Below are 21,175 nucleotides of genomic sequence, written 5' to 3'. Positions count from 1 at the left end.
CCTTTTTCTTTTTCGGCCAGGTGCTTGGTCGAGTCGGCGGGCTGTGCTAGGGTCTGGCCACCGACGAGCAGTCCGACGAGCCGAACATGCGGCAACTGAATCTGCTGAGCTACAACGTCCAGGCGGGGATCTACTCGCGTCGGTACAGCGACTATTTCACCAATAGCTGGAAGCATCTGCTGCCGCATTCCGAGCGGCTGATCAACCTTGCGCGCATCGCCCAGCTGCTGCAGCGCTTCGACGTGGTCGGGCTGCAAGAGGTCGACGCCGGCAGCCTGCGCAGCGCCTATGTCGACCAGATCCAGTATCTCGCCCGGCAGGGCGCCTTTCCGCACTGGTACCGGCAGGTCAACCGCAATCTCGCGCCCTTCGCCCAGCACAGCAACGGGTTGCTCAGCCGGTTGCGACCGCAGCGGGTGAGCGAGCACCGCCTGCCGGGTTTGCCCGGGCGCGGGGTGATGGTGGCCGAATTCCCCTTCGAGCAGGGCGGTCGTCTGGCCGTCGGTATCGTCCACCTCGCCCTCGGTTGGCGGGCGCGCCGCCGCCAGTTCGGCTATCTGCTCGAGCTGGCCGAGGAGTATCCCTATCTGGTGCTGATGGGTGACTTCAATTGCGGCTGCGGCTCCAAGGGGCTGCGCGCGATGGTGGTCGACTCGGGGATGCGTGGTCTCGACTGCGAGCGCAAGACCTTCCCGAGCTGGCGTCCCCGGCACAACCTCGACCACATCCTGGTCTCGCGCCCATTGCGGGTGACCCGCGCCGAGGTGATCGACTACGCCCTCTCCGACCACCTGCCGCTGAGCACCACCATCGAACTCCCCGAGGGGCTGGACTTCGCCGACCCCGGCATCCCGCGTCGCGTCGCCAACCCGCTGGTCTAGTCCGCCTCGGCCCCGCGCAGGTGACGCCCGACCGCGATCCAGCTCCCCACCAGTCCGAGCGTGATGCCGGCGAGCAGCACCACCAGGGTGCCGTCGAGCCCCAGTCCGGCGAGCCGGAATTCACCGCCGTAGAGCGCGGCGAGTCGCGACACCGAGCCCTGCAGCGCCCCGGTCGAGAAGGTCACCAGCAGGGTGGCGCAGAGCCCGCCGAGCAGTCCGTACCAGGCACCGGCATAGAGGAAGGGACGGCGGATGAAGGCGGCGGTGGCGCCGACCAGCTCCATGATCTCGATCTCGCCGCGCCGATTGAGGATCTCCAGCCGGATGGTGTTGCCGACGATCAGCAACACCCCGAGCCCGAGCAGGGCGCCGAGCAGCAGGGTGGCGGTCTCGGCGAGGGCGAGGATCGCCTGCAGCCGCTCGATCCACAGGGTGTCCATGCGTGCGAAGTCAGCCTCGGGCAGGGTCACCATCTGCTGTTCGAGCGCGCGCAGCTGCCCGGTGGTGGCGTGACTCGGGGTCGGGTAGAGCGCCAAGACCGCCGGCAGCGGGTTGTCATCGAGCGCCTCGAGCGCGCCCTCGAAGCCGCCGAGTTCCTTGAACTCGGCGAGCGCCTGCTCGGGCTCGATCAGCTCGACACGGGCCAGCTCGGGGCGCGCGCGCAGGCGCTCGGCGAGCGCCCGCGCCGCGCTGCTGTCGACCTCGTGACGGAGGAACAGCGAGATCGCCGCGGTCTGGTCCCAGCGCCCGGTCATCGCGCGCAGGTTGTCGGTGCCGACATAGAGGGTGGCCGGGAGTGCCAGCGAGATGCCGAGCACCGCCACCGTCATGGTCGTCGGCAGCGGCATGCCGAACAGCCGGCGCAGCGACTCGCGGGCGCTGCGCAGATGGTGGGCGAGCCAGATCAGCAGCAGCTCGGAGGGACGGGCACTGGGACGGCGCACGCGCGACATGCTCACCATCCCCCGGAGTCGTTGACCAGCCGACCGTCGGCCAGGGTCAGGGTGCGATAGGGCATGCGCGCCACCAGGCTGAGATCGTGGGTGGCGATCAGCAGGGTCACGCCGACGTACTGGAAGCGCTCGAACAGCTCGAAGATCTCGCGCGAGAGCTCGGGGTCGAGGTTGCCGGTGGGCTCGTCGGCGAGCAGCAGCGGCGGGCGCGCGACCACCGCGCGAGCGATGCCGACACGCTGCTGCTCGCCGCCGGAGAGCGCCACCGGGGTGGCGCGCTCGCGCTTGAGCAGGCCGACGTGATCGAGCGCGGCGCGCACCCGTCGGCCGATCTCGCGCTGGCCGTAGCCCATCACCTGCAAGGGCAGGGCGACGTTGTCGAACACGCTGCGATCGGCCAGCAGACGGTGGTCCTGGAAGATCATCCCGACCTGGCGACGGTGCAGCGGGATCTGGCGGCGGGGCAGGGCGCCGAGGTCGCGTCCGTCGACCACCACGCGCCCGCGGCTGGGGCGTTCGAGCAGCCCGATGAGCCGCAGCAGGGTGCTCTTGCCCGCGCCCGAGTGACCGGTGAGGAAGGCCATCTCGCCGGCGGCGAGCGCGAAGCTGATGTCGCTGAGCGCCTCGCCGCGTTCGGGGTAGCGTTTGTGGACGTGGTCGAACTCGATCATCGCGCGGTGCACTCCGGGCACGGCCCCGGCGCGGTCGCCGGGGCGGCGGTTGGGCGGCTCGGTCGCGCCTCCAGCGGCGCTCAGCCGAGCAGGGCGTCGACGAACTCGTCGGCGTCGAAGTAGCGCAGGTCCTCGATCGTCTCGCCGACGCCGATGAAGCGGATCGGCACCTGCAGCCGCTCGGCGATCGCGAACACGATCCCGCCCTTGGCGGTGCCGTCGAGCTTGGTGAGGGTGATGCCGGTCAGCCCCACCGCGCGATGGAAGTGCTCGGCCTGGGCGAGGGCGTTCTGCCCGGTGGTGGCGTCGACCACCAGCATCACCTCGTGCGGCGCCTCGGGGTCGATCTTCTTCATCACCCGCGCCACCTTGCTGAGCTCGTCCATCAGGTTGCTCTTGGTGTGCAACCGCCCGGCGGTGTCGGCGATCAGCACGTCGGTGCCGCGCGCGGTCGCCGCCTGCAGCGCGTCGTAGATCACCGAGGCCGAGTCGGCGCCGGTGTGCTGGGCGATCACCGGGATGTTGTTGCGCTCGCCCCAGGTCTGGAGCTGCTCGACGGCGGCGGCACGGAAGGTATCGCCGGCGGCGAGCATCACGCTGTTGCCCTCCTCCTGCAGCCGCTTGGCGAGCTTGCCGATGGTGGTGGTCTTGCCGGCGCCGTTGATGCCGACCATCAGCAGCACCTGAGGCTTGCCCTCGGCGGGCTGGGCGACCGGGGCGTCGGCCTGTTCGAGGATGCCGCGCAGCTCGGCCTTGAGGGCGTCGACCAACGCCTGCGGGTCGGTGAGGGTCTTGCGCCGCACCTGCTCGGTGAGATCGCCGATGATCCGGGTGGTCGCCTCGATGCCGACATCGGCGGTGATCAGCAGGGTCTCGAGTTCCTCGAGCAGCTCGTCGTCGATCCGCTTGCGTCCGAGCACCAGCTCACCGATGCCGCCACCGAGCTTGACCCGGGTGCGGCTGAGTCGCTCGCGCAGCCGACCGAACAGCTTGCCGCCGCCCTCCGGCTCGGGCTCGGGGGCCTCGTCGGGGAGGTCGGGCAGTTCGAAGGCGACGGGCTCCTCGCGACGCTGCTCGAGCGCGCGCGGCACGAAGGTGCGCTGCGGCGGCTCGGGCGGCGGCTCGGGTGCGGGCGTGGACTCGGCGCTCGGCGCGGCTGGCGCCGGGGCTGCGCGCTCGAGTTCCGCGACCGGCGCCTGTTCGGGCGTCGTGGTCTTGTCCTTGCCGCCGCCGAACAGGCGTCCGAACAGCGGCTTGCGCGACGATTGTTCCTGCGCCTCGGTTGCGGGCGCGTCGCTGGATGCGGTCTTGTGCTTCTTTCCGAAACCAAACATGTCGACGGGAATTCTCGTGTTGATGGGGCGGTGCGCGCGGGCGCGCCGAGCGGGGCGGTCGCGACCGCCCCGGGATGTCGCAATGCTAACAGATCGACGGCTGATCGCCGCCAGGCGGCAGCCTTCGGCCTTCGGCCACCAGCTTCCAGCCACCAGCCGCCAGTCGTCAGCCGCCAGCCTGATCGGCTTGGCAAGGTGCAGCATGCCGATGAGCCGGGGTGATGGGGTGCGTGACCGGATAGGGTCGATGTCAATCGCCGGCGTCGGCGCACGGTCACGCATCCCATCCTACGTCTCGACCCCTTCGTGTCCTTCGCGTCTTTGTGGTTGGATCTCCCGCTGGCCGCTGGCCGCTGGCCGCTGGCCGCTGGCCGCTGGCGCCGCCATTGCGCTTCGACGCTGCCCGGAACTCGGGGACCGGTTAAGCTGACCATATCTATCGTCCTTGTCTTTCCGACTATGGGGTGTCCATGTCACGACGATTCATTGCGACCCTGGTCTGTCTGCTGCCGCTGGCGGCGGGCGCGGGCCAGACGGTTTACGAACACCAGCTCGACAACGGGCTCAAGGTCCTGGTCAAGCCCGATCATCGCGCCCCGGTGCTCACCAGTCAGGTGTGGTATCGGGTCGGTTCGAGCTACGAGTACGGCGGTATCACCGGTATCTCGCACCTGCTCGAGCACATGATGTTCAAGGGCACCGAGCGACTCGCCCCGGGCGAGTTCTCGCGCATCATCGCCGCCAACGGTGGTGAGGAGAACGCCTTCACCAGCCGCGACTACACCGCCTATTTCCAGAACCTCGCCAGCGATCGGCTGGAGATCGCCTTCGAGCTCGAGGCCGAGCGCATGCGCAACCTGGCGCTCGACCCGGAGGAGTTCGCCAAGGAGCTGGAGGTGGTCAAGGAGGAGCGGCGGATGCGCACCGACGACGACCCGCAGTCGCTCACCTACGAGCGCTTCAACGCCACCGCCTACGACGCCTCGCCCTACGGCATCCCGGTGATCGGCTGGCCGGGCGACCTGGAGGAGCTCCGGGTCGAGGACCTGCGTGACTGGTACCGGCAGTGGTACGCCCCCAACAACGCCACCCTGGTGGTCGCCGGCGATGTCGATCCCGAGCAGGTCTTCGCCCTCGCCGAGCGTCACTTCGGGCCGCTGCAGGCCGAGTCGATCGCCACCCCGAAGCGCCGCCCCGAGCCCGAGCAGCTCGGCGAGAAGCGGCTGCGGGTCAAGGCCCCGGCGCAGGAGCCCTATCTGCTGATGGGCTACAAGGCCCCGGCGGTGATCGATGCCGAGACCGCGTGGGAGCCCTATGCGCTCGAGGTCCTGGCCTCGGTGCTCGACGGCGGCAAGAGCGCGCGTCTCGAGCGCGAGCTGGTGCGCGGGCGCGAGGTGGCCGCCTCGGTCGGCGCCGGCTACAGCGCCTTCGGGCGGCTGCCCGGGCTGTTCCTGTTCGAGGGTGTCCCCGCCCAGGGCCACGCCATCGACGAGCTCGAGCAGGCGCTGCGCGATGAGATCGCGCGGCTGCAGGACGCGCCGGTCGACCCCGCCGAGCTCGAGCGGGTGCGCAATCAGCTCATCGCCGACAAGGTCTATGAGAAGGACTCGCTGTTCTATCAGGGCATGCTGCTCGGTCAGCTCGAGACCGTGGGGCTCGGCTGGGAGCTGGCCGATCGCTATGTCGATGCGCTCGCCGCGGTGACCCCGGAGCAGATCCAGGCGGTCGCGCGCAAGTATCTGGTGGCCGACCGGCTCACCGTCGCCGTGCTCGATCCGCAACCGATCGATCCCGCCGCCGCACCCGCACCCGCCATGTCCCATCGAGGAGCCGCTCATGTCCGTTGATCGCTTCCGCCCGCGCCTCTGGCTCGGCGCCCTGCTGCTGTGCGCCGCCGGGCTCGTCCAGGCCACCCCCGAGATCCAGACCTGGGAGACCGACAACGGCGCCCGGGTGTTGTTCGTCGCCGCACCTGGGTTGCCGATGGTCGATCTGCGCCTGGCCTTCGATGCCGGCAGCGCGCGCGACGGCGCCCGTCCCGGGCTGGCCTCGCTGACCGCGGCGATGCTCGCCCAGGGCGCCGGTGAGTGGGACGCCGATACCATCGCTTCTCGTCTCGAGGGCGTCGGCGCCGAGTTCGGCAGCGGGGTCGATCGCGACATCTTCTCGGTGTCGCTGCGCAGCCTGACCCGTGAGCCGGCGCTCGATACCGCCCTCGACACCCTCACCGCCCTGCTCGCCGCGCCGCGCTTCCCCGCGGTCGATCTCGAACGGGTGCGCGAGAATCGTCTGGTGGCGCTGCGCCAGCAGCAGGAGTCGCCGCGTACCCAGGCCAGCCGTGCCTTCTATCGGGCGATCTATGGCGATCACCCCTATGCCGAGGACCCGTCCGGCACCGCCGAGGGGGTGGGTGCGATCACCCGCGACGATCTGGTCGCCTTCCACCAACGCTATCTGGTCGGTGCCAACGCGGTGGTGGCGATCGTCGGCGCGCTCGATCGCGCCGGCGCCGAGCGTCTCGCCGAGCGCGTGGTCGGCGTGCTGCCGCGCGGCGAGGCGGCCCCGGCGCTGCCCGAGGTGGCGGCGCTCGAGCAGGCAGCGCAGCGCCACATCGCCTTCCCGTCGAGCCAGACGGCGGTGCTCGTCGGTCAGCCGGGGATGCGTCGCGGTGATCCCGACTACTTTGCGCTCTATGTCGGCAACCATATCCTCGGCGGCAGCGGGTTGGTCTCGCAGCTGATGCACGAGGTGCGCGAGCAGCGCGGACTCTCCTACAGCGTCTACAGCTACTTCCTGCCGCTGGACCGCCCCGGTCCCTTCCTGATGGGGCTGCAGACCCGCAACGATCAGGCCGAGCAGGCGATCGCGGTGATGCGCGAGACCCTCGAGCGCTTCATCGCCGAGGGGCCGACCGAGGACGAGCTCGACGCCGCCAGGCGCAACATCACCGGCGGCTTCCCGCTGCGCATCGACAGTAACGGCGACATCGTCCAGTACCTGGCGATGATCGGCTTCTACGACCTGCCGCTCGATCATCTCGCGCGCTTTGCCGAGCGTGTCGAGGCGGTCGATGCCGCGCAGATCCGCGATGCCTTCGCGCGTCGGGTCGATCCCGAGCGGATGGTGCTGGTGCAGGTCGGCGGTGGCGCCGGACAGACGGCACGGGCCGATGCGCCCGAGTAGGTCGGGGCAGCACCAACTGCGCATCGTCGGCGGCCGCCATCGCGGTCGTCGGCTGCCGGTACTCGATCAGCCGGGGCTGCGCCCGACCGCCGATCGGGTGCGCGAGACCCTGTTCAACTGGGTGGCGCCGACGATCGCCGGGGCGCGCTGTCTCGACCTCTTCGCCGGCAGCGGCGCGCTCGGGCTCGAGGCCTGCTCGCGCGGCGCCGGCGAGGTGGTGCTGATCGAGCGCGCCGCGGCCGCGGCGCGTCAGCTCGAGGTCAATGTCCGTACCCTCGGCGAGCGGTCGGTCGAGGTGGTCCGCGCCGATGCGCTGGACTGGCTCGCCACCACCCCGCCGCGCCCCTTCGACCTGATCTTCCTCGACCCGCCCTTCGCCGCGGACCTGCTCGCCCCGGCGCTGACGCGACTGATCGAGGACGGCTGGGTGGCGCCGGGCGGGCGTCTCTATGTCGAGCGCGGACGTCAGGAGGGGTTGCCGGAGGCGCCGCCGGGCTGGGTGCTGCTGCGCGACAAGTGTGCCGGTCAGGTTCGTTACGGGCTGCTCGCCGAGGATCTCGAATGACGCTGTTTTCGAGTCAGTCGCCAGCTTCCAGCCGCCAGTCGCCAGGAATTTGAACCGCAAAGGCCCAAAGGGCGCGAAGGAGGGATGCGCTTCCAGCTTCCAGCTACCAGCCGCCAGCCGCCAGCTGCCAGGCTCCAGGGGGCAGCTGACGGTCTCGGGTGGGGCGGGGTGCGCGGGCGGGGTGCGCGTGGTATTGATGGGCGATCGTTCTTCTTCACGGTCGCCCCATCATGCTGCCCCTCGATACCGCGCTGCTGTTCTTCGCCGCCTCGGTCGCCCTGGCGCTCGCGCCCGGGCCGGACAACATCTTCGTCCTCACCCAGTCGGCCCTGCACGGCCGGCTGGCGGGGATCTTCGTCACCCTCGGGCTGTGCACCGGGGTGATGCTCCATACCGCTGCGGTGGCGCTCGGCGTGGCCGCGCTGTTCGCCGCCTCGGCGCTCGCCTTCACCGTGCTCAAGGTGCTCGGCGCGCTCTATCTGCTCTATCTCGCCTGGCAGGCGTTCCGCGCCGGGGCCTGCGCGCTCGACGGCAGCGGCGCCACTGCGCCGCGCCCCGCCCAGCTCTATGCCCGTGGCGTGCTGATGAGCGCCACCAATCCCAAGGTGGCGATCTTCTTCCTCGCCTTCCTGCCCCAGTTCGCCGACCCCGCGCGCGGCCCGCTGACCCTGCAGCTGTTGCTGCTCGGTGCGCTGTTCATGCTCTCGGCGCTGCTGGTGTTCTCCGCCATCGCCTGGTCCTCGGGCACCCTCGGCGCCCGGCTGCGCCGCTCACCCCGCGCCCAGTTGATGCTCAACCGGCTGGCCGGCACCGTCTTCGCCGGCCTCGCCCTCAAGCTCGCCACCGCCTCGCGCTGAGGCGGGCGCTGGGGAAGTTGAACCGCAAAGGCGCGAAGAACGCGAAGAAAGTCAATAGATACAGTGGCATAGGTTGCTTGGTGCGGTCTGAGGTCAGCCGCCGGCTTCCAGTCGGAAGCCGCAACGATACCCGCTGATCAAAGTCCTTTGCGCCCTTCGCGCCTTTGCGGTTCAGTCTTCTGAGAACCGAGCATTAGAACTCCAACCCCTTGACCTTGCTGCGGAAGTCGCGGGTGACGGCCTCGAGGTCCTGGTCGCTGGCGATCACCCTGGGGGTGAGGATGACCACCAGTTCGGTGCGGTTGGCCTTCTTGCTGCGCTCGCCGAACAGGGCGCCGGCGATCGGCAGGTCGTAGAGCCCGGGGACGCCCTGCTTGCCGTCCTCGCGCTGGTCCTGGATCAGTCCGCCGAGCACCACCGCCTGGTTGGAACGCACCGCCACCGAGCTGGTGATGTTGCGGGTCTGGAAGGTGGGCGAGTCGAGGTTCGAGCTCTCGGTGGTGGCCACGGTGCTGACCTCTTGCTCGATCTCCATCTGCACCATGCCCCCGGGGGTGACGCGTGGTTTCACCGACAGCATCACCCCGGTGTCGCGGTACTCGATGCTGTTGACGATGCGGTCGGTGGTCGAGGTGCTCTGCTGCTGGGCGGTGGCCACCGGCACCTGCTGGCCGACCTGCATCTTCGCCGTCTGGTTGTCGAGCACCATCACCGAGGGCGAGGAGAGCACGTTGACGAGGTTGCGCCCGGCCAGTGCGCTGAGCGTGGCGCGAATGGTGTCGGGGCGCGAGATCACCGACCAGGTGAAGCCGGGGAAGATGGCCCCGATGCCCGAGTCCTTGGCGCCGTCGAGGGTGCCGTCGAGACGGAAGTTGCTGCGCTGGTCGGCGGTGGCGAGGCCGAAGAAGTCCCACTGCACGCCGTATTCGAGATTGCCGGTGAGGGTGATCTCGACGATGGTCGCCTCGACCAGCACCTGCAGCGGGACGATATCGAGCTGCTTGAGCGCGTCGAGGATCTTCTGATAGTCGCGGGCGCTGGCCTTGATCAGCAGCGAGTTGTTGACCGCGTCGGCGACGATGCTGACCCCGGTGTCGAGACGGTGGGCGCGGGCCCGGGAGCGGGCGCTCGCGGTCTCGCCACCCTCGCCGCCGGCATCGAGGTTGACCCGCTCCATCCCCGGGGCCACCGCGCCGAGGCTGCGCTGCCCCTCGCTCCGACCGCCCCCGAACAGCTCCGAGAGGATCTCGGCGAGTGATTCGGCGTTGCCGTGACGGACGCGATAGACGAACAGCCGCTCGGTCGCCTCGCCCGATGCCTCGGCCATGTCCAGACGCTTGATCCAGTCGCGCGCGCGTTCGACATAGCGCTGCTGCGGCGAGACCACCAGCAGCGCGTTGGCGCTCTCGATCGGGACGAAGCGGAACACCCCGTCGAGCGCGCCGCCCTCCTTGGTGTCGAGCAGGGTGGTGAGCTGCTCGACCACCGCCTCGGCCTTGGCGAACTCGAGCATGAAGAAGCCGACCGAGAGCCCGGCCATCCAGTCGACGTCGAACACCCGGATGGTGTCGAGCAGGTTGGCCATCTCCGGGCCGGTGCCGGCGAGCACCACCAGGTTGCGCTGGGTGTCGACCCGGAGGATGCTGCCCTCGGGGGCGAGCGGCTCGAGGATGCGCCCCATCTCGGCGGCGCCGATATAGCGCAGCGGTATCACCTGGACGCTGTAGCCGGCCGGCAGCGCGCGGCTCGATTCGCCGAGCTGGGGCACGACCTGGCCCTGCAGCGCGTTGGTCAGCGGCAGGATCTGGTAGCCGCCGCCGTGCTCGACCAGTGCCGCGCCGTTCATCCGCAGCAGGGTCTCGAGGGTCGCCAGCAGGTGCTCGCGTCGCAGCGCCTGGGCCTGCAGCGAGACCTCGCCCTGTACCGCGGGATGGAGCACATAGTCGCGCTGCAGCACCTCGCCGAGGATCACCCGTACCACCTCGCGGATGTCGGTACGCTCGAAGTTGAGGGTGACCTCGCCCGGGGTGGTGTCGACCTGGGGGCGGGCGATGCGCTGCACCACGGTGCCGTTGCCGGGGTCGATGAAGTCGCGGGTGCGGGCGCGGGTGTCGCCGTCGCCGAGCGCGATGGTGGTGGCGCTGGTACCGCCACGGTGCTCGCCGCCGCGCTGGCGATCGGCATCGACGACGTGTCCGGCCGGGTCGCCGACCCTGAGCGTGGGGTCCCAGTCGGCGCGCTCGCAGCCACCGAGCACGAGCAGGACCAGCAGCGTCAGCAACAGGGCGCTGGTGGTGCGTGGTCTGGGGTCTGCGTCCATGGGACCTCGGGTCTCGATCTGGCTTCCTGGATCAGGGCCGTGACGACGGTGACGGGCGCCGGTCGGGTCCGCCGGGCGCCGTCGCTGGTGCCGCGCCAGGCCGGGTGAAGTCGCGCAATGGTAGCCGATCGGCCCGGCCCTGTCGCTCGAGCAGGAGGTGGTCGGGGTGGATCGCCGAGACCCTCCAGTCGCCCAGTCGATCGCCGATCTCGACGCGCTGGCTGTCGCCGCCGTCGTCGGCGATGCGCACCCAGGCGGCGCGCTGACGGGGGGTGATCAGGACCGTGGTGAGGGTGAGGCGTTCGAGCGCGATCGCCGCCCGGTGCTGTTCGGCGCTTGCCTGGACGGGGGCCGGGGGTGGGGGAGGGCGACGGTCGGGACGAAACAGCGGTCGTTCGAGCACCTCGGCATAGTGCGCCCGGGGCGGCGGCGCGAGCCGTGCGGCGAGCGGCTCGTCGGCGTGTTCGGTCACCGTCGCCCGAGGGGCCGGGGTGGGCAGCGGCGTGCGCCAGTCGTGCCACTGCCAGACCAGGACCCCGCCGAGCACGATGTTTGCGATGAGCGCGGGCGTGCGGCTCATGTCTCCTCCCCGCGCACGAAACCGAATACGTCGAGCCGCAGCATCAGCGCCCCCTCGGGCGCGGTGGCCAGTGACGGGGGGGCGGCGCGACTGGCGCGCAGCCGCTGCTCCGGCTGTGCCGCCGAGCGCGCCGAGAGCCGCTCGACGAAGAGCAGGGGGCGGGCCTGTTCGATGCGGTAGAGGATCTCGAACAGGGTCGCGGTGGTGCCCTGGATCTGGGCGCGGACATGGAGGCGGGTGGGTGCCTCGGCATCCGCGCTGGTGGCCGGCAGGAGCTGGACGCTGATCAGTCGGCCGCGGGCGGCGGCGATGATCTCCTGGAGCTGGCGCTGCAGTTCGGCGCCGGCGATCGTCTCGGTGGCGGCCTGGACATAGAGCCCGGCGAGCGTCGGATCGGTGCGTACCCGTTCGAGTTCGGTGCGCAGCACCGGGAGCCCGGCGGCGATGCGCTGATAGCGCGCGAGCCGGTCCTCGGCGCTGGCGATGCGTGCATCGAGCGCGTCGAGTGTGAGCCACCAGGGCAGCAGCGTCAGCGCGAGCAGGCCGGCCAGCAGCGACCCGGCGAGTCCCCAGACGAGCAGGCAGTCGGTGCGTCCCCGGGTCATGGTGCAGGCTCCGCCGCCTCCAGCTGGAAGGCGAGGTTGAAGCGCTCCTTGCCGTTGCGGTCGATCTGGACCACCGGCGAGCGGAATCGCACCGAGGCGATCCCGGGGGCGCCTTCGAGCAGGGCGATCAGCGCCGTGGCGCTCGCCGACTCACCGGTCAGCTCGACCTGGCGACCGTCGAACTCCAGGCTCTGCACCCAGGTGTCGTCGGGGAGGCGGGTGCTGAGCGCGCCGAGCAGTTCGAGCGCGCGGGGCTGGAGACGGCGCTGTTCGAGGGCGACGAGACTGCCCTGACGGGCCTGTTCGAGCGCCTGGCGCACCCGGTCGCTCTCGAGCGCCTGGGCGCGCGCCGCCCCGAGCGCCTGCTCGAGCCGCGCGAGATGGGCATGACGCTGCCACAGCGGGGACGCCAGCGCCGCGATCAGCAGCGTCAGCGCGAGCAGCGCGAGCCAGCCGTCGGTCCCGAGTCGCGGCGGCCGACGACGGGGACGCCGATGCGGTGGCAGCAGGTTGGCCCCGCGCCAGGCGCCGCTCCAGTCGATGCGCTCGACCGTGGCTCCGGCCCGCGCCAGCCGCGCGAGCCAGTCCTCGAGCGGGGCGCGCGGACAGAGCGCGAGCTCGACGCGGATGCGTGCGGCGCGCTTGGCCGTCGGCAGCAGCCGCGCATCATAGAAGAGCTGGTCGGCGGGGAAGGGCGAGAGCCGGTCGAGTTCGTGGTGGAGCACCTCGCTCAGGCGCGGTCTGACCTGGGCGGGGAGCGAGAGCTCGCGGCGCAGCACCGCGGTCTCGGGCAGGCGCAGCGTGGTGCGACGACGATGGTCGGCGAGTGCCTCGGGCAGCCGCTCTTCGGTGTCGAGCGTGAGGCTGCCGACCGGTTCGCGGGCCTCGCCGCGCAGCTGCGTCAGTCGGGCCTGGCCGTCATCGGGCTCGATCAGCAGTCTGCGGTTGCGCTCGATGAGCGCCCGACGCAGTCGTTCCGGCAGGCAGCGGGCGATCCGGATACGGGCGGGCTGGAGCCGCGCATCGAGTGCGTCGAGCCAGTGTGCCGCGGTGCGATGGCGGGGCTCGCGGGTGTCGGTCTGGGCCATGAAGAGGGGACGATCCTGGTCGGTCTGGCGGTCGCGGCGGGGCAAGTGTAGATCGATTGCGTGGGCGTCGGCCAGCATGCGCGACCGCTGGTCGATGCCTCGGTCTTGACAATTGCGCAGGGTGGGTGTGCGTGGTATCCTCGCGCGTTTACTGAATTTTCCACAGCCCGAGCCGGGCCAGAAGGGTCAGCCATGAAAGAAGGAATCCACCCGGAATACGCCGAAGTCAAGGTGGTCTGCAGCTGCGGGAACGAATTTGCCACCCGCTCCACCTTGGGGAACGATGTCATGCAGGTCGAAGTCTGCTCCGCCTGCCACCCGTTCTACACCGGTAAGCAGAAGGTGATCGATACCGGCGGTCGCGTCGACAAGTTCCGTCGTCGCTACGCGCGCTAAGTCTCGCGCCGCCCGCGTCGTCCCCGCTCCGCCGCGCCGCACCTCTCGTGCTGGCGCGGAGTTCTCCCGCTCCCCATGCCCGGGTGTCCTGCACACCTGAGGCTGCGTGCGCCATCGTGCGCGTCGCCCCGACTCCCCCTCGCGATCTCAGCACGGCCCCGCGTGGGCGCCGGCGCGCTAGTTACGCGCGCGCGAGCGGAACGCCTCGCAGTGGAGTCCGCGCCGTTTGACTCGCGGGCCGGGCGCGAACATGATTGTTCGCTACGATCGCCCCAGTGGCACCCTGAACAATGTTGTTTGTTGGAGACCAGCAGTGACCGATCCCGAGAGCTTCGCCCATCACGACGCGGACCTGAACAAGCAGGCGCTCGCCTATCATGCCGAGCCGCGACCCGGCAAGATCGGTATCGAGGTCACCAAGTCGGCCAGCACCCAGCATGAACTCTCGCTCGCCTATACTCCGGGCGTTGCCGAGCCGGTGCGCCACATCCACGACGATCCCGAGAACGCCTACCGCTACACCAACAAGGGCAACCTGGTGGCGGTGATCACCGACGGCAGCGCGGTGCTCGGCCTGGGCAAGGTCGGCGCACAGGCGAGCAAGCCGGTGATGGAGGGCAAGTCGGTGCTGTTCAAGCGCTTCGCCGACATCGACTGCTTCGACATCGAGGTCGAGGCCCGTCACCCCCAGGCCTTCATCGAGACCGTGGTGCGCATCGCCCCGACCTTCGGCGGCATCAACCTCGAGGACATCGCCGCGCCGCACTGCTTCGAGATCGAGCAGGCGCTGATCGAGCAGCTCGACATCCCGGTGTTCCACGACGACCAGCACGGCACCGCGATCATCATCGCCGCCGGTCTGCTCAACGCCCTCGAACTCCAGGGCAAGTCGCTTGCCGAGGCGCGCATCGTGGTGCTCGGCGCCGGTGCCGCGGGGATCGCGGCAATCCGTCTGCTGCTCGCCCTCGGCGCCCACCGCGACAACATCTTCGCCATCGATCGACAGGGTGTGATCCATGTCGGTCGTCAGGACCTCAACCCCTACAAGTTCGGCATCGCCGCCGATACCGAGCGCCGCACCCTGGCCGACGCCATGGACGGGGCCGATGCCTTCATCGGCGTCTCGGGGCCGGATCTGGTCACCGCCGACATGCTCGCCTCGATGGCGCCGCGTCCGGTGGTCTTCGCGCTCTCCAACCCGGTGCCCGAGGTGCGTCCGGCGCTCGCCCGCGAGGTGCGCGACGATCTGATCATGGCCACCGGTCGCTCGGACTACCCGAACCAGATCAACAACGTCCTCGGCTTCCCCTTCATCTTCCGTGGCGCGCTCGACGTGCGTGCCTCGCGGATCAACGAGAGCATGCAGATCGCCGCGGTCGAGGCGCTGCGCGCCATCACCCGCGAGCCGGTGCCGGCCGAGGTGCTCGCCGCCTACGAGGGGCTGGAGTCGCTGGAGTTCGGTCCGGACTACATCATCCCCAAACCCTTTGATCCGCGTCTGCGCGAGCGGGTGTCGGCCGCCGTGGCCCGTGCCGCCATCGAGAGCGGTGTCGCGCGTGCCCCGTATCCGGCGCACTATCCCGGCTGAGCCCGCAGCGGGCGCGATCTCCGTCCCATCCATCCACTGAGCGGCGTGCCAGCCCCGAGAGGAGGCTCGCCGCTCACCGACGGGAGACAAGCGACGTGAACAAGATCAGCATCGTTGGTGGGGCCGGCCGAGTCGGCGAGACGACCGCGCAGATCCTGGCCGAACAGGAGCTGTGTCGGGAGGTGGCGCTGCTCGACGTGAACGAGGGCATGAGCGAGGGTGTGGCGCTCGACATCGTTCAGACCTCACCCTTCTTCAAGTTCGACAGCCGGGTGATCGGCAGCGATGACCCGAGCATCCTCGCCGGCTCCGATCTGGTGGTGATCACCGCGGGGCAGGCGCGCAAGCCGGGGATGTCGCGCTCGGACGTGCTCGAGGCCAACGTGCGGGTGATCGACGCGGTCACCGACGAGATCATGACCCACGCCCCGGATGCGATGATCCTGGTCGTCTCCAACCCGGTCGACACCCTCACCTATCGCGTCGCCCAGCGCACCGGCTGGGACCGGCGGCGGATCTTCGGTCAGGCCGGGGTGCTCGACGCCTCGCGGATGGCCGGATTCATCGCCCAGGAGACCGGCTTCTCGGTGCGCGACATCACCACCATGGTGCTCGGCGGCCATGGTGACACCATGGTGCCGGTGTCGCGCTTCTGTACCATCAACGGCATCCCCCTCAGTCATTTCCTTCCCGAGGAGCGTATCGCGGCGATCATGGAGCGCACCCGCAAGGGTGGCGCCGAGATCCTCGCGCTGCGCAAGAACTCCAGCGCCTACGATGCCCCCGGTGCGGCGGTGGCGACGATGATCGACGCCATCGTGCGCAACCGACGTCGGCTGCTGCCCTGTGTCGCCATCCTCGATGGCGAGTACGGCGAGCGCGATATCGCCATGGGCGTGCCCTGCGTGCTCGGCTGGCAGGGCGTGGAGCAGGTCGTCGAACTCGACCTCGAAGCGACCGAGCGCGCCGACTTCGACCGCTCGGCGGCCTCGGTGCGCGCCGATATCGAGCGACTGCGCGAGATCAGCTGAAGACCCCGGGCCGCGCGTGCGCGGCCCTGCTTTTCGAACCGACCATTCGCGGACGTCCAGTCGGACGGATGCCGGGGCCGGCCCGAGCGCGGGCGGTCCCCTCGGGCGATACGCGAATCCACCCAACCATCCACCGGCCCCGCGACCAGGCGTCCCGGGACCGCTCAGGAGCGAGCCTATGGCGAACGATACCGTCACCATCAACAACAACGCGACCGGGGAGCAGTTCGAGTTCCCGTTGCGTCGTGGCACCGTGGGTCCGGCCGCGGCCGACATCTCCTCGCTCTATAAGGAGGCGGGCATCTTCACCTACGATCCCGGCTTCATGTCCACGGCCTCCTGCAACAGCGCCATCACCTATATCGACGGCGAGCAGGGCATCCTGCGCTATCGCGGTTATCCGATCGAACAGCTCGCCACCAAGGCGAGCTTCCTCGAGGTCGCCTATCTGCTGCTCTACGGCGAGCTGCCCAAGGAGCAGGAGCTCGATAACTTCGAGGGTGTGATCACCCGTCACACCATGCTCAACGAGAACCTCAAGGACTTCTTCAAGGGGTTCCATCACGACGCCCACCCGATGGCCATCCTGGTCGGCGTGGTGGGCTCGCTCTCGGCCTTCTATCACGACTCGCTGAGCGTCCACGACGAGCGCCACCGCGAGATCTCCGCGCACCGGCTGATCGCCAAGGTGCCGACCATCGCCGCCGCTGCCTACAAGCACAGCATCGGCGAGCCGATCATGTATCCGCGCAACGACCTGCGCTACTGCGCCAACTTCCTGCGGATGATGTTCGCCACCCCGTGCGACGACTACGAGCCCGAGCTGATCGCCGAGAAGGCGCTCAACCTGCTGTTCATCCTCCATGCCGACCACGAGCAGAACGCCAGCACCTCGACCGTGCGTCTGGCCGGCAGCTCCGGGGCCAACCCCTTCGCCTGTGTCGCCGCCGGCATCGCCTCGCTGTGGGGTCCGGCCCACGGCGGCGCCAACGAGGCGGTGCTCGACATGCTGCTCGAGATCGGTGACGTCAAGGAGGTCCGGCGCTTCATGGAGAAGGCCAAGGACAAGGACGACCCCTTCCGGCTGATGGGCTTCGGCCACCGTGTCTACAAGAACTACGACCCGCGCGCCAAGATCATCCGCGAGGTCTGTCACCAGGTGCTCGAAGAGGTGGCCGACGTCAACAACCCGCTGTTCGAGCTGGCGATGGAACTCGAGGAGATCGCCCTCAACGACGACTACTTCGTCGAGCGCAAGCTCTACCCCAACGTCGACTTCTACTCCGGCATCATCTATCGCGCACTCGGCATCCCGCGCAACATGTTCACGGTGATGTTCGCGGTGGCGCGCACCGTCGGCTGGGTGTCGCACTGGATGGAGATGATGTCCGACCCCAACAACCGCATCGGTCGTCCGCGTCAGATCTACTGCGGCCCGGACCAGCGCGACTACCTGCCGATCTCGCAGCGCTGAGCGCCCATCGCGCCCCGTCCCGCCGTCGGGACTGGGGCGCGTGTCGATTCCGCCCTACAATATCCCCCGATCCATCAACCCGAGCCTAGCGGCAGCAAGCACATCATGTCCGACTCCGAGCGTTTCGCAGACCTCCTCCAACAGTTCGATCAGGCCAATCCGCAGTCCGTCAAGGGCGAGCCCAAGGTGGGCGAGCCGGTGAGCGGCACCCTGATCGCGATCGACGGCGAGTACGGCTTCGTCGACCTCGGCGCCAAGTCCGAGGGGCGCATCGAGCTGGCCGCCCATCGCGACGCCGAGGGCCAACTCAAGCTCGAGATCGGCGATCGCATCGAGAGCAAGGTCAGCGGCAAGGATCCCGAGAGCGGCATGCTGCTGCTCGGCACCCAGCACGGCCAGCGCTCCCACGGCATCGAAGAGGTCGAGCGCGCCTATCAGGCGGGACAGCCGGTGCAGGGCCAGGTCAGCGGCGCGGTCAAGGGCGGGCTGGAGGTCCAAGTCGCCGGGCTGCGCGGCTTCTGTCCCGCCTCCCAGGTCGATGTCCGTTTCATCGAGGATCTCTCCGAGTTCGTCGGCCAGCGTCTCGACTTCCGCGTCACCAAGCTCGAGGGCGGGCGGCGGCCCAACCTGGTGCTGTCGCGCCGCGCGGTGCTCGAGGAGGCGCAGCGCATCCAGGCCGAGGAGACCCGCGCCAAGCTCGTCGAGGGCGCGGTGCTCAGCGGCACCGTCACCTCGCTCAAGGACTATGGCGCCTTCGTCGATCTCGGCGGGATCGAGGGCATGATCCACGTCAGCGAGCTGGCCTACGGCCACATCAAGCACCCCAACGAGGTGCTCACCCAGGGGCAGGTGGTCGAGGTCGCGGTGCTGCGCATCGAGCCGGCCACCGCAAAGCGGCGCGAGCGTATCGCGCTGTCGGTCCGTGCGCTCGCGCGCGATCCCTGGCTGGAGGTCGCCGATCGTCATCCGGTTGGCAGCTTGGTCAGCGGCAAGATCTCGCGGCTGCAGCCCTTCGGCGTCTTCGTCGCCATCGCCCCCGGGGTCGACGGTCTGATCCACATCAGCGAGCTCGGCGCCGGACGGCGCATCAACGACCCGAGCGAGGTGGTCAAGGTCGGTGACGAGGTCGAGGCGACGGTGATCGCGATCGATCGCGAGCGCAAGCGCATCAAGCTCTCGCTCGACGCCGAGCGCGCCGCCGAGGCGGTGGTCGACGCCAGCGCCTATGCGCCCAAGGCCCGCAAGGGGCAGGGCGAGGAGAAGGCCATCGGCAGCTTCGGCGAGCTGCTCAAGGCGCAGTTGCAGAAGGACTGAGGTCCGTGGCGGGCGCCGTCCGGCGCCCGTCGCCACGCACAACACCAACGAGAAGAGAGGGACCCATGCAACGTCGTGACTTCATCAAGGGGGTGGGTGTCGGTTCGCTGGCGCTCGGCGCGGCCGCCACCGGGGCGGCGCACGCCAAGGCCGAGTATCGCTGGAAGATGGTCACCACCTGGCCGAAGAACTTCCCCGGGCTCGGTACCGGCGCCAACAAGCTCGCCGAGCTGATCGGCGAGATGAGCGGCGGGCGCATCGCGGTGCGCGTCTACGGCGCCGGCGAGCTGGTCCCCGCCTTCGAGGTGTTCGATGCCGTCTCGCGCGGCACCGCCGAGATGGGTCACGGCTCGGCCTACTACTGGAAGGGCAAGAGCGAGGCCGCGCAGTTCTTCTCCACCGTGCCCTTCGGCATGACCGCCCAGGAGATGAACGCCTGGATCTACTACGGCGGCGGACTCGAGCTGTGGCAGGAGCTCTACGGCCGGTTCGGTCTGGTGCCGGCGCCGGCGGGCAATTCCGGGGTGCAGATGGCCGGCTGGTTCAACAAGGAGATCAACTCGGTCGACGACCTCAAGGGGCTGAAGATGCGCATCCCCGGTCTCGGCGGCGAGGTGCTGGCGCGCGCCGGCGGCACCCCGGTCAACCTCCCCGGCGGCGAGCTGTTCACCGCGCTGCAGAACGGCACCATCGACGCTACCGAATGGGTCGGTCCCTACAACGACCTCGCCTTCGGTCTCTACAAGGCCGCGCGCTACTACTACTATCCCGGCTGGCACGAGCCGGGCACCATCATGGAGGCGATGGTCAACCGCGAGGCGCTGGAGTCGCTGCCCAAGGACCTGCAGGCGATCGTGATGAACGCCTGCAAGGTGATCAACCAGGACATGCTCGCCGAGTACACCGCACGCAACCCGGTGGCGCTCTCGACCCTGGTCGACGAGCACGGCGTCGAGCTGCGCCGTCTGCCCGATGACGTCATCGCCAAGCTGCGCGGCCTGGCCGACGAGGTGGTCGCCGAGATCGCCGAGCGCGATGCCTTCTCGGCCAAGGTCTACACCTCCTATCGCAAGTTCCTCGCCCAGGCCCGCGAGTGGAGCGCGATCTCCGAGCAGACCTACCTGCGCGCGCGCGACCAGGTGTGACCGGGCGCGCCGCCGGGGCCGGGGGCGGCGCGCCGCCCCTCGGGCTCTATATCCATCTGCCCTGGTGCGTGCGCAAGTGCCCTTACTGCGACTTCAACTCCCATCCGGTCGCCGGGGCCGCGCTCGCGGCCTATGTCGAGCACCTGCTCGCCGATCTCGACCGTGCGCTCGCCGTCCCCGAGGCACGCCGTCCGGTGGTCTCGATCTTCATCGGCGGCGGCACCCCCAGCCTGCTCCCGGGGTCAGCGGTGGCCCGCCTGCTCGACGGCGTACGGGCGCGCCTGACGCTCGCCCCCGATGCCGAGATCAGCCTCGAGGCCAACCCCGGTACCGCCGAGGCGCGGCGCTTCGCCGCCTATCGCGAGGCCGGGGTCAACCGGCTCTCGATCGGGGTGCAGAGCCTGGAGGCCGAGCGGCTCGTCGCGCTCGGGCGCATCCACTCCCCGGAGGAGGCGCGCGCGGCGGTGACGATGGCGCGCGCGGCGGGCTTCGACAACCTCAACCTCGACCTGATGTTCGGCCTCCCCGGACAGACCCCGTCGCTCGCGCGCGCCGACCTCGAGGCAGCGCTCGCGCTCGCGCCCGAACACCTCTCCTACTACCAGCTCAGCCTGGAACCCGGTAGCGCCTTCCACGACGACCCGCCGCCGCTGCCCGACCCCGACCTGGTGGCCGACATCGCCGCCGCCGGGCAGGAACGGCTCGCCGCCGCCGGGCTGGCGCGCTACGAGGTCTCGGCCTACGCACGCGCGGGGCGGCGCTGCCGTCACAACCTCAACTACTGGCGCTTCGGCGACTATCTCGGCATCGGCGCCGGTGCCCACGCCAAGCTCTCGCGCTGGCGCGACGGACGGGTCGAACGGGTGTGGCGCGAGGCGCGCCTGGCCGACCCCGAGGCCTATCTGGGGGCCGCGCCCGAGGCGCTGATCGCGGAGCGGCGGGTGCTCGATGCCGATGACCTGATCGTCGAGTTCGCGCTCAACGCGCTGCGGCTGGTCGAGGGCTTTGCGCCGGCGGACTTCGTCCGCGCCACCGGGCTACCGGTGACGCGCCTGGCCGCCCCGCTCGAACGCGCGCGCGCGCTGGGACTGATCGAGCCCGATCCGGCTCGGGTGGTACCGAGCGCGCGCGGGCGCGACTTCCTCGACGATCTGGTCGGGCTGTTCGTCCCGGGGGACGACTGAGCCGCC

Annotated in this window: 19 protein-coding genes; 12 read left to right on the top strand and 7 right to left on the bottom strand. The window is 69.8% G+C overall.

Annotated elements, in window-relative coordinates:
* Positions 1 to 86: 86 nt before the first annotated feature.
* The gene (locus ACAM26_RS02155; RefSeq protein ID WP_123141197.1) at positions 87 to 881 is read left to right on the top strand and encodes an endonuclease/exonuclease/phosphatase family protein; all 795 of its coding nucleotides are present in this window, start codon (positions 87 to 89) and stop codon (positions 879 to 881) included.
* Here the strand turns inward: ACAM26_RS02155 and ftsX are convergent.
* The 3 genes from ftsX to ftsY form a co-directional block, all read right to left on the bottom strand.
* Positions 878 to 1,834: a permease-like cell division protein FtsX gene (ftsX, locus tag ACAM26_RS02150; RefSeq protein ID WP_123141224.1), complete on the bottom strand. Its 957-nt coding sequence runs from the start codon at positions 1,832 to 1,834 to the stop codon at positions 878 to 880. The genes ACAM26_RS02155 and ftsX overlap by 4 nt on opposite strands.
* A 2-nt stretch (positions 1,835 to 1,836) precedes the next feature.
* Entirely contained in the window at positions 1,837 to 2,505 is a 669-nt protein-coding gene (ftsE, locus tag ACAM26_RS02145) for a cell division ATP-binding protein FtsE (RefSeq protein WP_005222939.1), read from the bottom strand.
* A gap of 80 nt (positions 2,506 to 2,585) precedes the next feature.
* Complete coding sequence (gene ftsY / locus ACAM26_RS02140) at positions 2,586 to 3,839, bottom strand: signal recognition particle-docking protein FtsY (protein ID WP_369613046.1); 1,254 nt, start codon at positions 3,837 to 3,839, stop codon at positions 2,586 to 2,588.
* A gap of 470 nt (positions 3,840 to 4,309) precedes the next feature.
* Between ftsY and ACAM26_RS02135 the strand changes: the two genes are divergently transcribed.
* The 4 genes from ACAM26_RS02135 (at position 4,310) to ACAM26_RS02120 (ending at position 8,444) form a co-directional block, all read left to right on the top strand.
* Entirely contained in the window at positions 4,310 to 5,686 is a 1,377-nt protein-coding gene (locus tag ACAM26_RS02135) for a pitrilysin family protein (RefSeq protein ID WP_123141198.1), read from the top strand.
* Positions 5,676 to 7,022 (top strand): pitrilysin family protein, encoded by a 1,347-nt coding sequence (locus ACAM26_RS02130; protein ID WP_123143127.1) that lies wholly within the window; start codon positions 5,676 to 5,678, stop codon positions 7,020 to 7,022. The genes ACAM26_RS02135 and ACAM26_RS02130 overlap by 11 nt, the downstream gene beginning before the upstream one ends.
* Complete coding sequence (rsmD, locus tag ACAM26_RS02125; RefSeq protein WP_123141226.1) at positions 7,009 to 7,587, top strand: 16S rRNA (guanine(966)-N(2))-methyltransferase RsmD; 579 nt, start codon at positions 7,009 to 7,011, stop codon at positions 7,585 to 7,587. Before ACAM26_RS02130 ends, rsmD begins: the two co-directional genes overlap by 14 nt.
* A 230-nt stretch (positions 7,588 to 7,817) precedes the next feature.
* A complete protein-coding gene (locus tag ACAM26_RS02120) occupies positions 7,818 to 8,444 on the top strand; it encodes a LysE family translocator (RefSeq protein ID WP_190287965.1) in 627 nt (208 codons plus the stop codon).
* Between the two features lie 193 nt (positions 8,445 to 8,637).
* Here the strand turns inward: ACAM26_RS02120 and gspD are convergent, their stop codons facing one another.
* Genes gspD through ACAM26_RS02100 form a run of 4 tightly spaced genes read right to left on the bottom strand, consistent with a single transcriptional unit; the run spans position 8,638 to position 13,037 of the window.
* Positions 8,638 to 10,764, bottom strand: a complete 2,127-nt coding sequence (gene gspD / locus ACAM26_RS02115) for a type II secretion system secretin GspD (RefSeq protein WP_369613045.1) — start codon at positions 10,762 to 10,764, stop codon at positions 8,638 to 8,640.
* 31 nt (positions 10,765 to 10,795) lie between these two features.
* Positions 10,796 to 11,344, bottom strand: a complete 549-nt coding sequence (locus ACAM26_RS02110; RefSeq protein WP_132228399.1) for a type II secretion system protein N — start codon at positions 11,342 to 11,344, stop codon at positions 10,796 to 10,798.
* Positions 11,341 to 11,949 carry a type II secretion system protein GspM gene (gspM, locus tag ACAM26_RS02105; protein ID WP_123141203.1) on the bottom strand — a complete coding sequence of 203 codons (609 nt, stop codon included), beginning with the start codon at positions 11,947 to 11,949 and terminating at the stop codon, positions 11,341 to 11,343. The genes ACAM26_RS02110 and gspM overlap by 4 nt, the downstream gene beginning before the upstream one ends.
* Positions 11,946 to 13,037: a PilN domain-containing protein gene (locus ACAM26_RS02100; RefSeq protein WP_369613044.1), complete on the bottom strand. Its 1,092-nt coding sequence runs from the start codon at positions 13,035 to 13,037 to the stop codon at positions 11,946 to 11,948. Before ACAM26_RS02100 ends, gspM begins: the two co-directional genes overlap by 4 nt.
* 192 nt (positions 13,038 to 13,229) lie before the next feature.
* Here ACAM26_RS02100 and rpmE point away from each other — a divergent pair, with 192 nt between their 5' ends.
* From rpmE to hemW, 7 genes are all read left to right on the top strand, one after another.
* Entirely contained in the window at positions 13,230 to 13,433 is a 204-nt protein-coding gene (gene rpmE / locus ACAM26_RS02095) for a 50S ribosomal protein L31 (protein WP_005222923.1), read from the top strand.
* Between the two features lie 313 nt (positions 13,434 to 13,746).
* Positions 13,747 to 15,021: a malic enzyme-like NAD(P)-binding protein gene (locus ACAM26_RS02090; RefSeq protein WP_123141205.1), complete on the top strand. Its 1,275-nt coding sequence runs from the start codon at positions 13,747 to 13,749 to the stop codon at positions 15,019 to 15,021.
* Positions 15,022 to 15,116: 95 nt separating this feature from the next.
* A complete protein-coding gene (gene mdh, locus ACAM26_RS02085) occupies positions 15,117 to 16,052 on the top strand; it encodes a malate dehydrogenase (protein WP_123141206.1) in 936 nt (311 codons plus the stop codon).
* 178 nt (positions 16,053 to 16,230) lie between these two features.
* Positions 16,231 to 17,526: a citrate synthase gene (locus tag ACAM26_RS02080; protein WP_062274247.1), complete on the top strand. Its 1,296-nt coding sequence runs from the start codon at positions 16,231 to 16,233 to the stop codon at positions 17,524 to 17,526.
* 105 nt (positions 17,527 to 17,631) lie between these two features.
* Positions 17,632 to 18,840, top strand: a complete 1,209-nt coding sequence (locus ACAM26_RS02075) for a 30S ribosomal protein S1 (protein ID WP_369613043.1) — start codon at positions 17,632 to 17,634, stop codon at positions 18,838 to 18,840.
* 65 nt (positions 18,841 to 18,905) lie between these two features.
* Positions 18,906 to 19,985, top strand: coding sequence for a TRAP transporter substrate-binding protein (locus tag ACAM26_RS02070; RefSeq protein WP_123141208.1), 1,080 nt, complete (start codon positions 18,906 to 18,908; stop codon positions 19,983 to 19,985).
* Entirely contained in the window at positions 19,982 to 21,169 is a 1,188-nt protein-coding gene (hemW, locus tag ACAM26_RS02065) for a radical SAM family heme chaperone HemW (protein ID WP_132228405.1), read from the top strand. Before ACAM26_RS02070 ends, hemW begins: the two co-directional genes overlap by 4 nt.
* Positions 21,170 to 21,175 lie beyond the last annotated feature (6 nt).

It is taken from the genome of Marichromatium sp. PS1 (genome assembly GCF_041155115.1).
Classification (GTDB): domain Bacteria; phylum Pseudomonadota; class Gammaproteobacteria; order Chromatiales; family Chromatiaceae; genus Marichromatium; species Marichromatium gracile.
This window is presented reverse-complemented; position numbering and strand designations above follow the sequence as displayed.

What these genes read in the sequence shown, in the direction of transcription:
- ACAM26_RS02155 (WP_123141197.1), top strand. Translation starts at nt 87, where the DNA reads ATGCGGCAACTGAATCTGCTGAGCTACAACGTCCAGGCGGGGATCTAC.
- ftsX (WP_123141224.1), bottom strand. Translation starts at nt 1,834, where the DNA reads ATGTCGCGCGTGCGCCGTCCCAGTGCCCGTCCCTCCGAGCTGCTGCTG.
- ftsE (WP_005222939.1), bottom strand. Translation starts at nt 2,505, where the DNA reads ATGATCGAGTTCGACCACGTCCACAAACGCTACCCCGAACGCGGCGAG.
- ftsY (WP_369613046.1), bottom strand. Translation starts at nt 3,839, where the DNA reads ATGTTTGGTTTCGGAAAGAAGCACAAGACCGCATCCAGCGACGCGCCC.
- ACAM26_RS02135 (WP_123141198.1), top strand. Translation starts at nt 4,310, where the DNA reads ATGTCACGACGATTCATTGCGACCCTGGTCTGTCTGCTGCCGCTGGCG.
- ACAM26_RS02130 (WP_123143127.1), top strand. Translation starts at nt 5,676, where the DNA reads ATGTCCGTTGATCGCTTCCGCCCGCGCCTCTGGCTCGGCGCCCTGCTG.
- rsmD (WP_123141226.1), top strand. Translation starts at nt 7,009, where the DNA reads ATGCGCCCGAGTAGGTCGGGGCAGCACCAACTGCGCATCGTCGGCGGC.
- ACAM26_RS02120 (WP_190287965.1), top strand. Translation starts at nt 7,818, where the DNA reads ATGCTGCCCCTCGATACCGCGCTGCTGTTCTTCGCCGCCTCGGTCGCC.
- gspD (WP_369613045.1), bottom strand. Translation starts at nt 10,764, where the DNA reads ATGGACGCAGACCCCAGACCACGCACCACCAGCGCCCTGTTGCTGACG.
- ACAM26_RS02110 (WP_132228399.1), bottom strand. Translation starts at nt 11,344, where the DNA reads ATGAGCCGCACGCCCGCGCTCATCGCAAACATCGTGCTCGGCGGGGTC.
- gspM (WP_123141203.1), bottom strand. Translation starts at nt 11,949, where the DNA reads ATGACCCGGGGACGCACCGACTGCCTGCTCGTCTGGGGACTCGCCGGG.
- ACAM26_RS02100 (WP_369613044.1), bottom strand. Translation starts at nt 13,037, where the DNA reads ATGGCCCAGACCGACACCCGCGAGCCCCGCCATCGCACCGCGGCACAC.
- rpmE (WP_005222923.1), top strand. Translation starts at nt 13,230, where the DNA reads ATGAAAGAAGGAATCCACCCGGAATACGCCGAAGTCAAGGTGGTCTGC.
- ACAM26_RS02080 (WP_062274247.1), top strand. Translation starts at nt 16,231, where the DNA reads ATGGCGAACGATACCGTCACCATCAACAACAACGCGACCGGGGAGCAG.
- ACAM26_RS02075 (WP_369613043.1), top strand. Translation starts at nt 17,632, where the DNA reads ATGTCCGACTCCGAGCGTTTCGCAGACCTCCTCCAACAGTTCGATCAG.
- ACAM26_RS02070 (WP_123141208.1), top strand. Translation starts at nt 18,906, where the DNA reads ATGCAACGTCGTGACTTCATCAAGGGGGTGGGTGTCGGTTCGCTGGCG.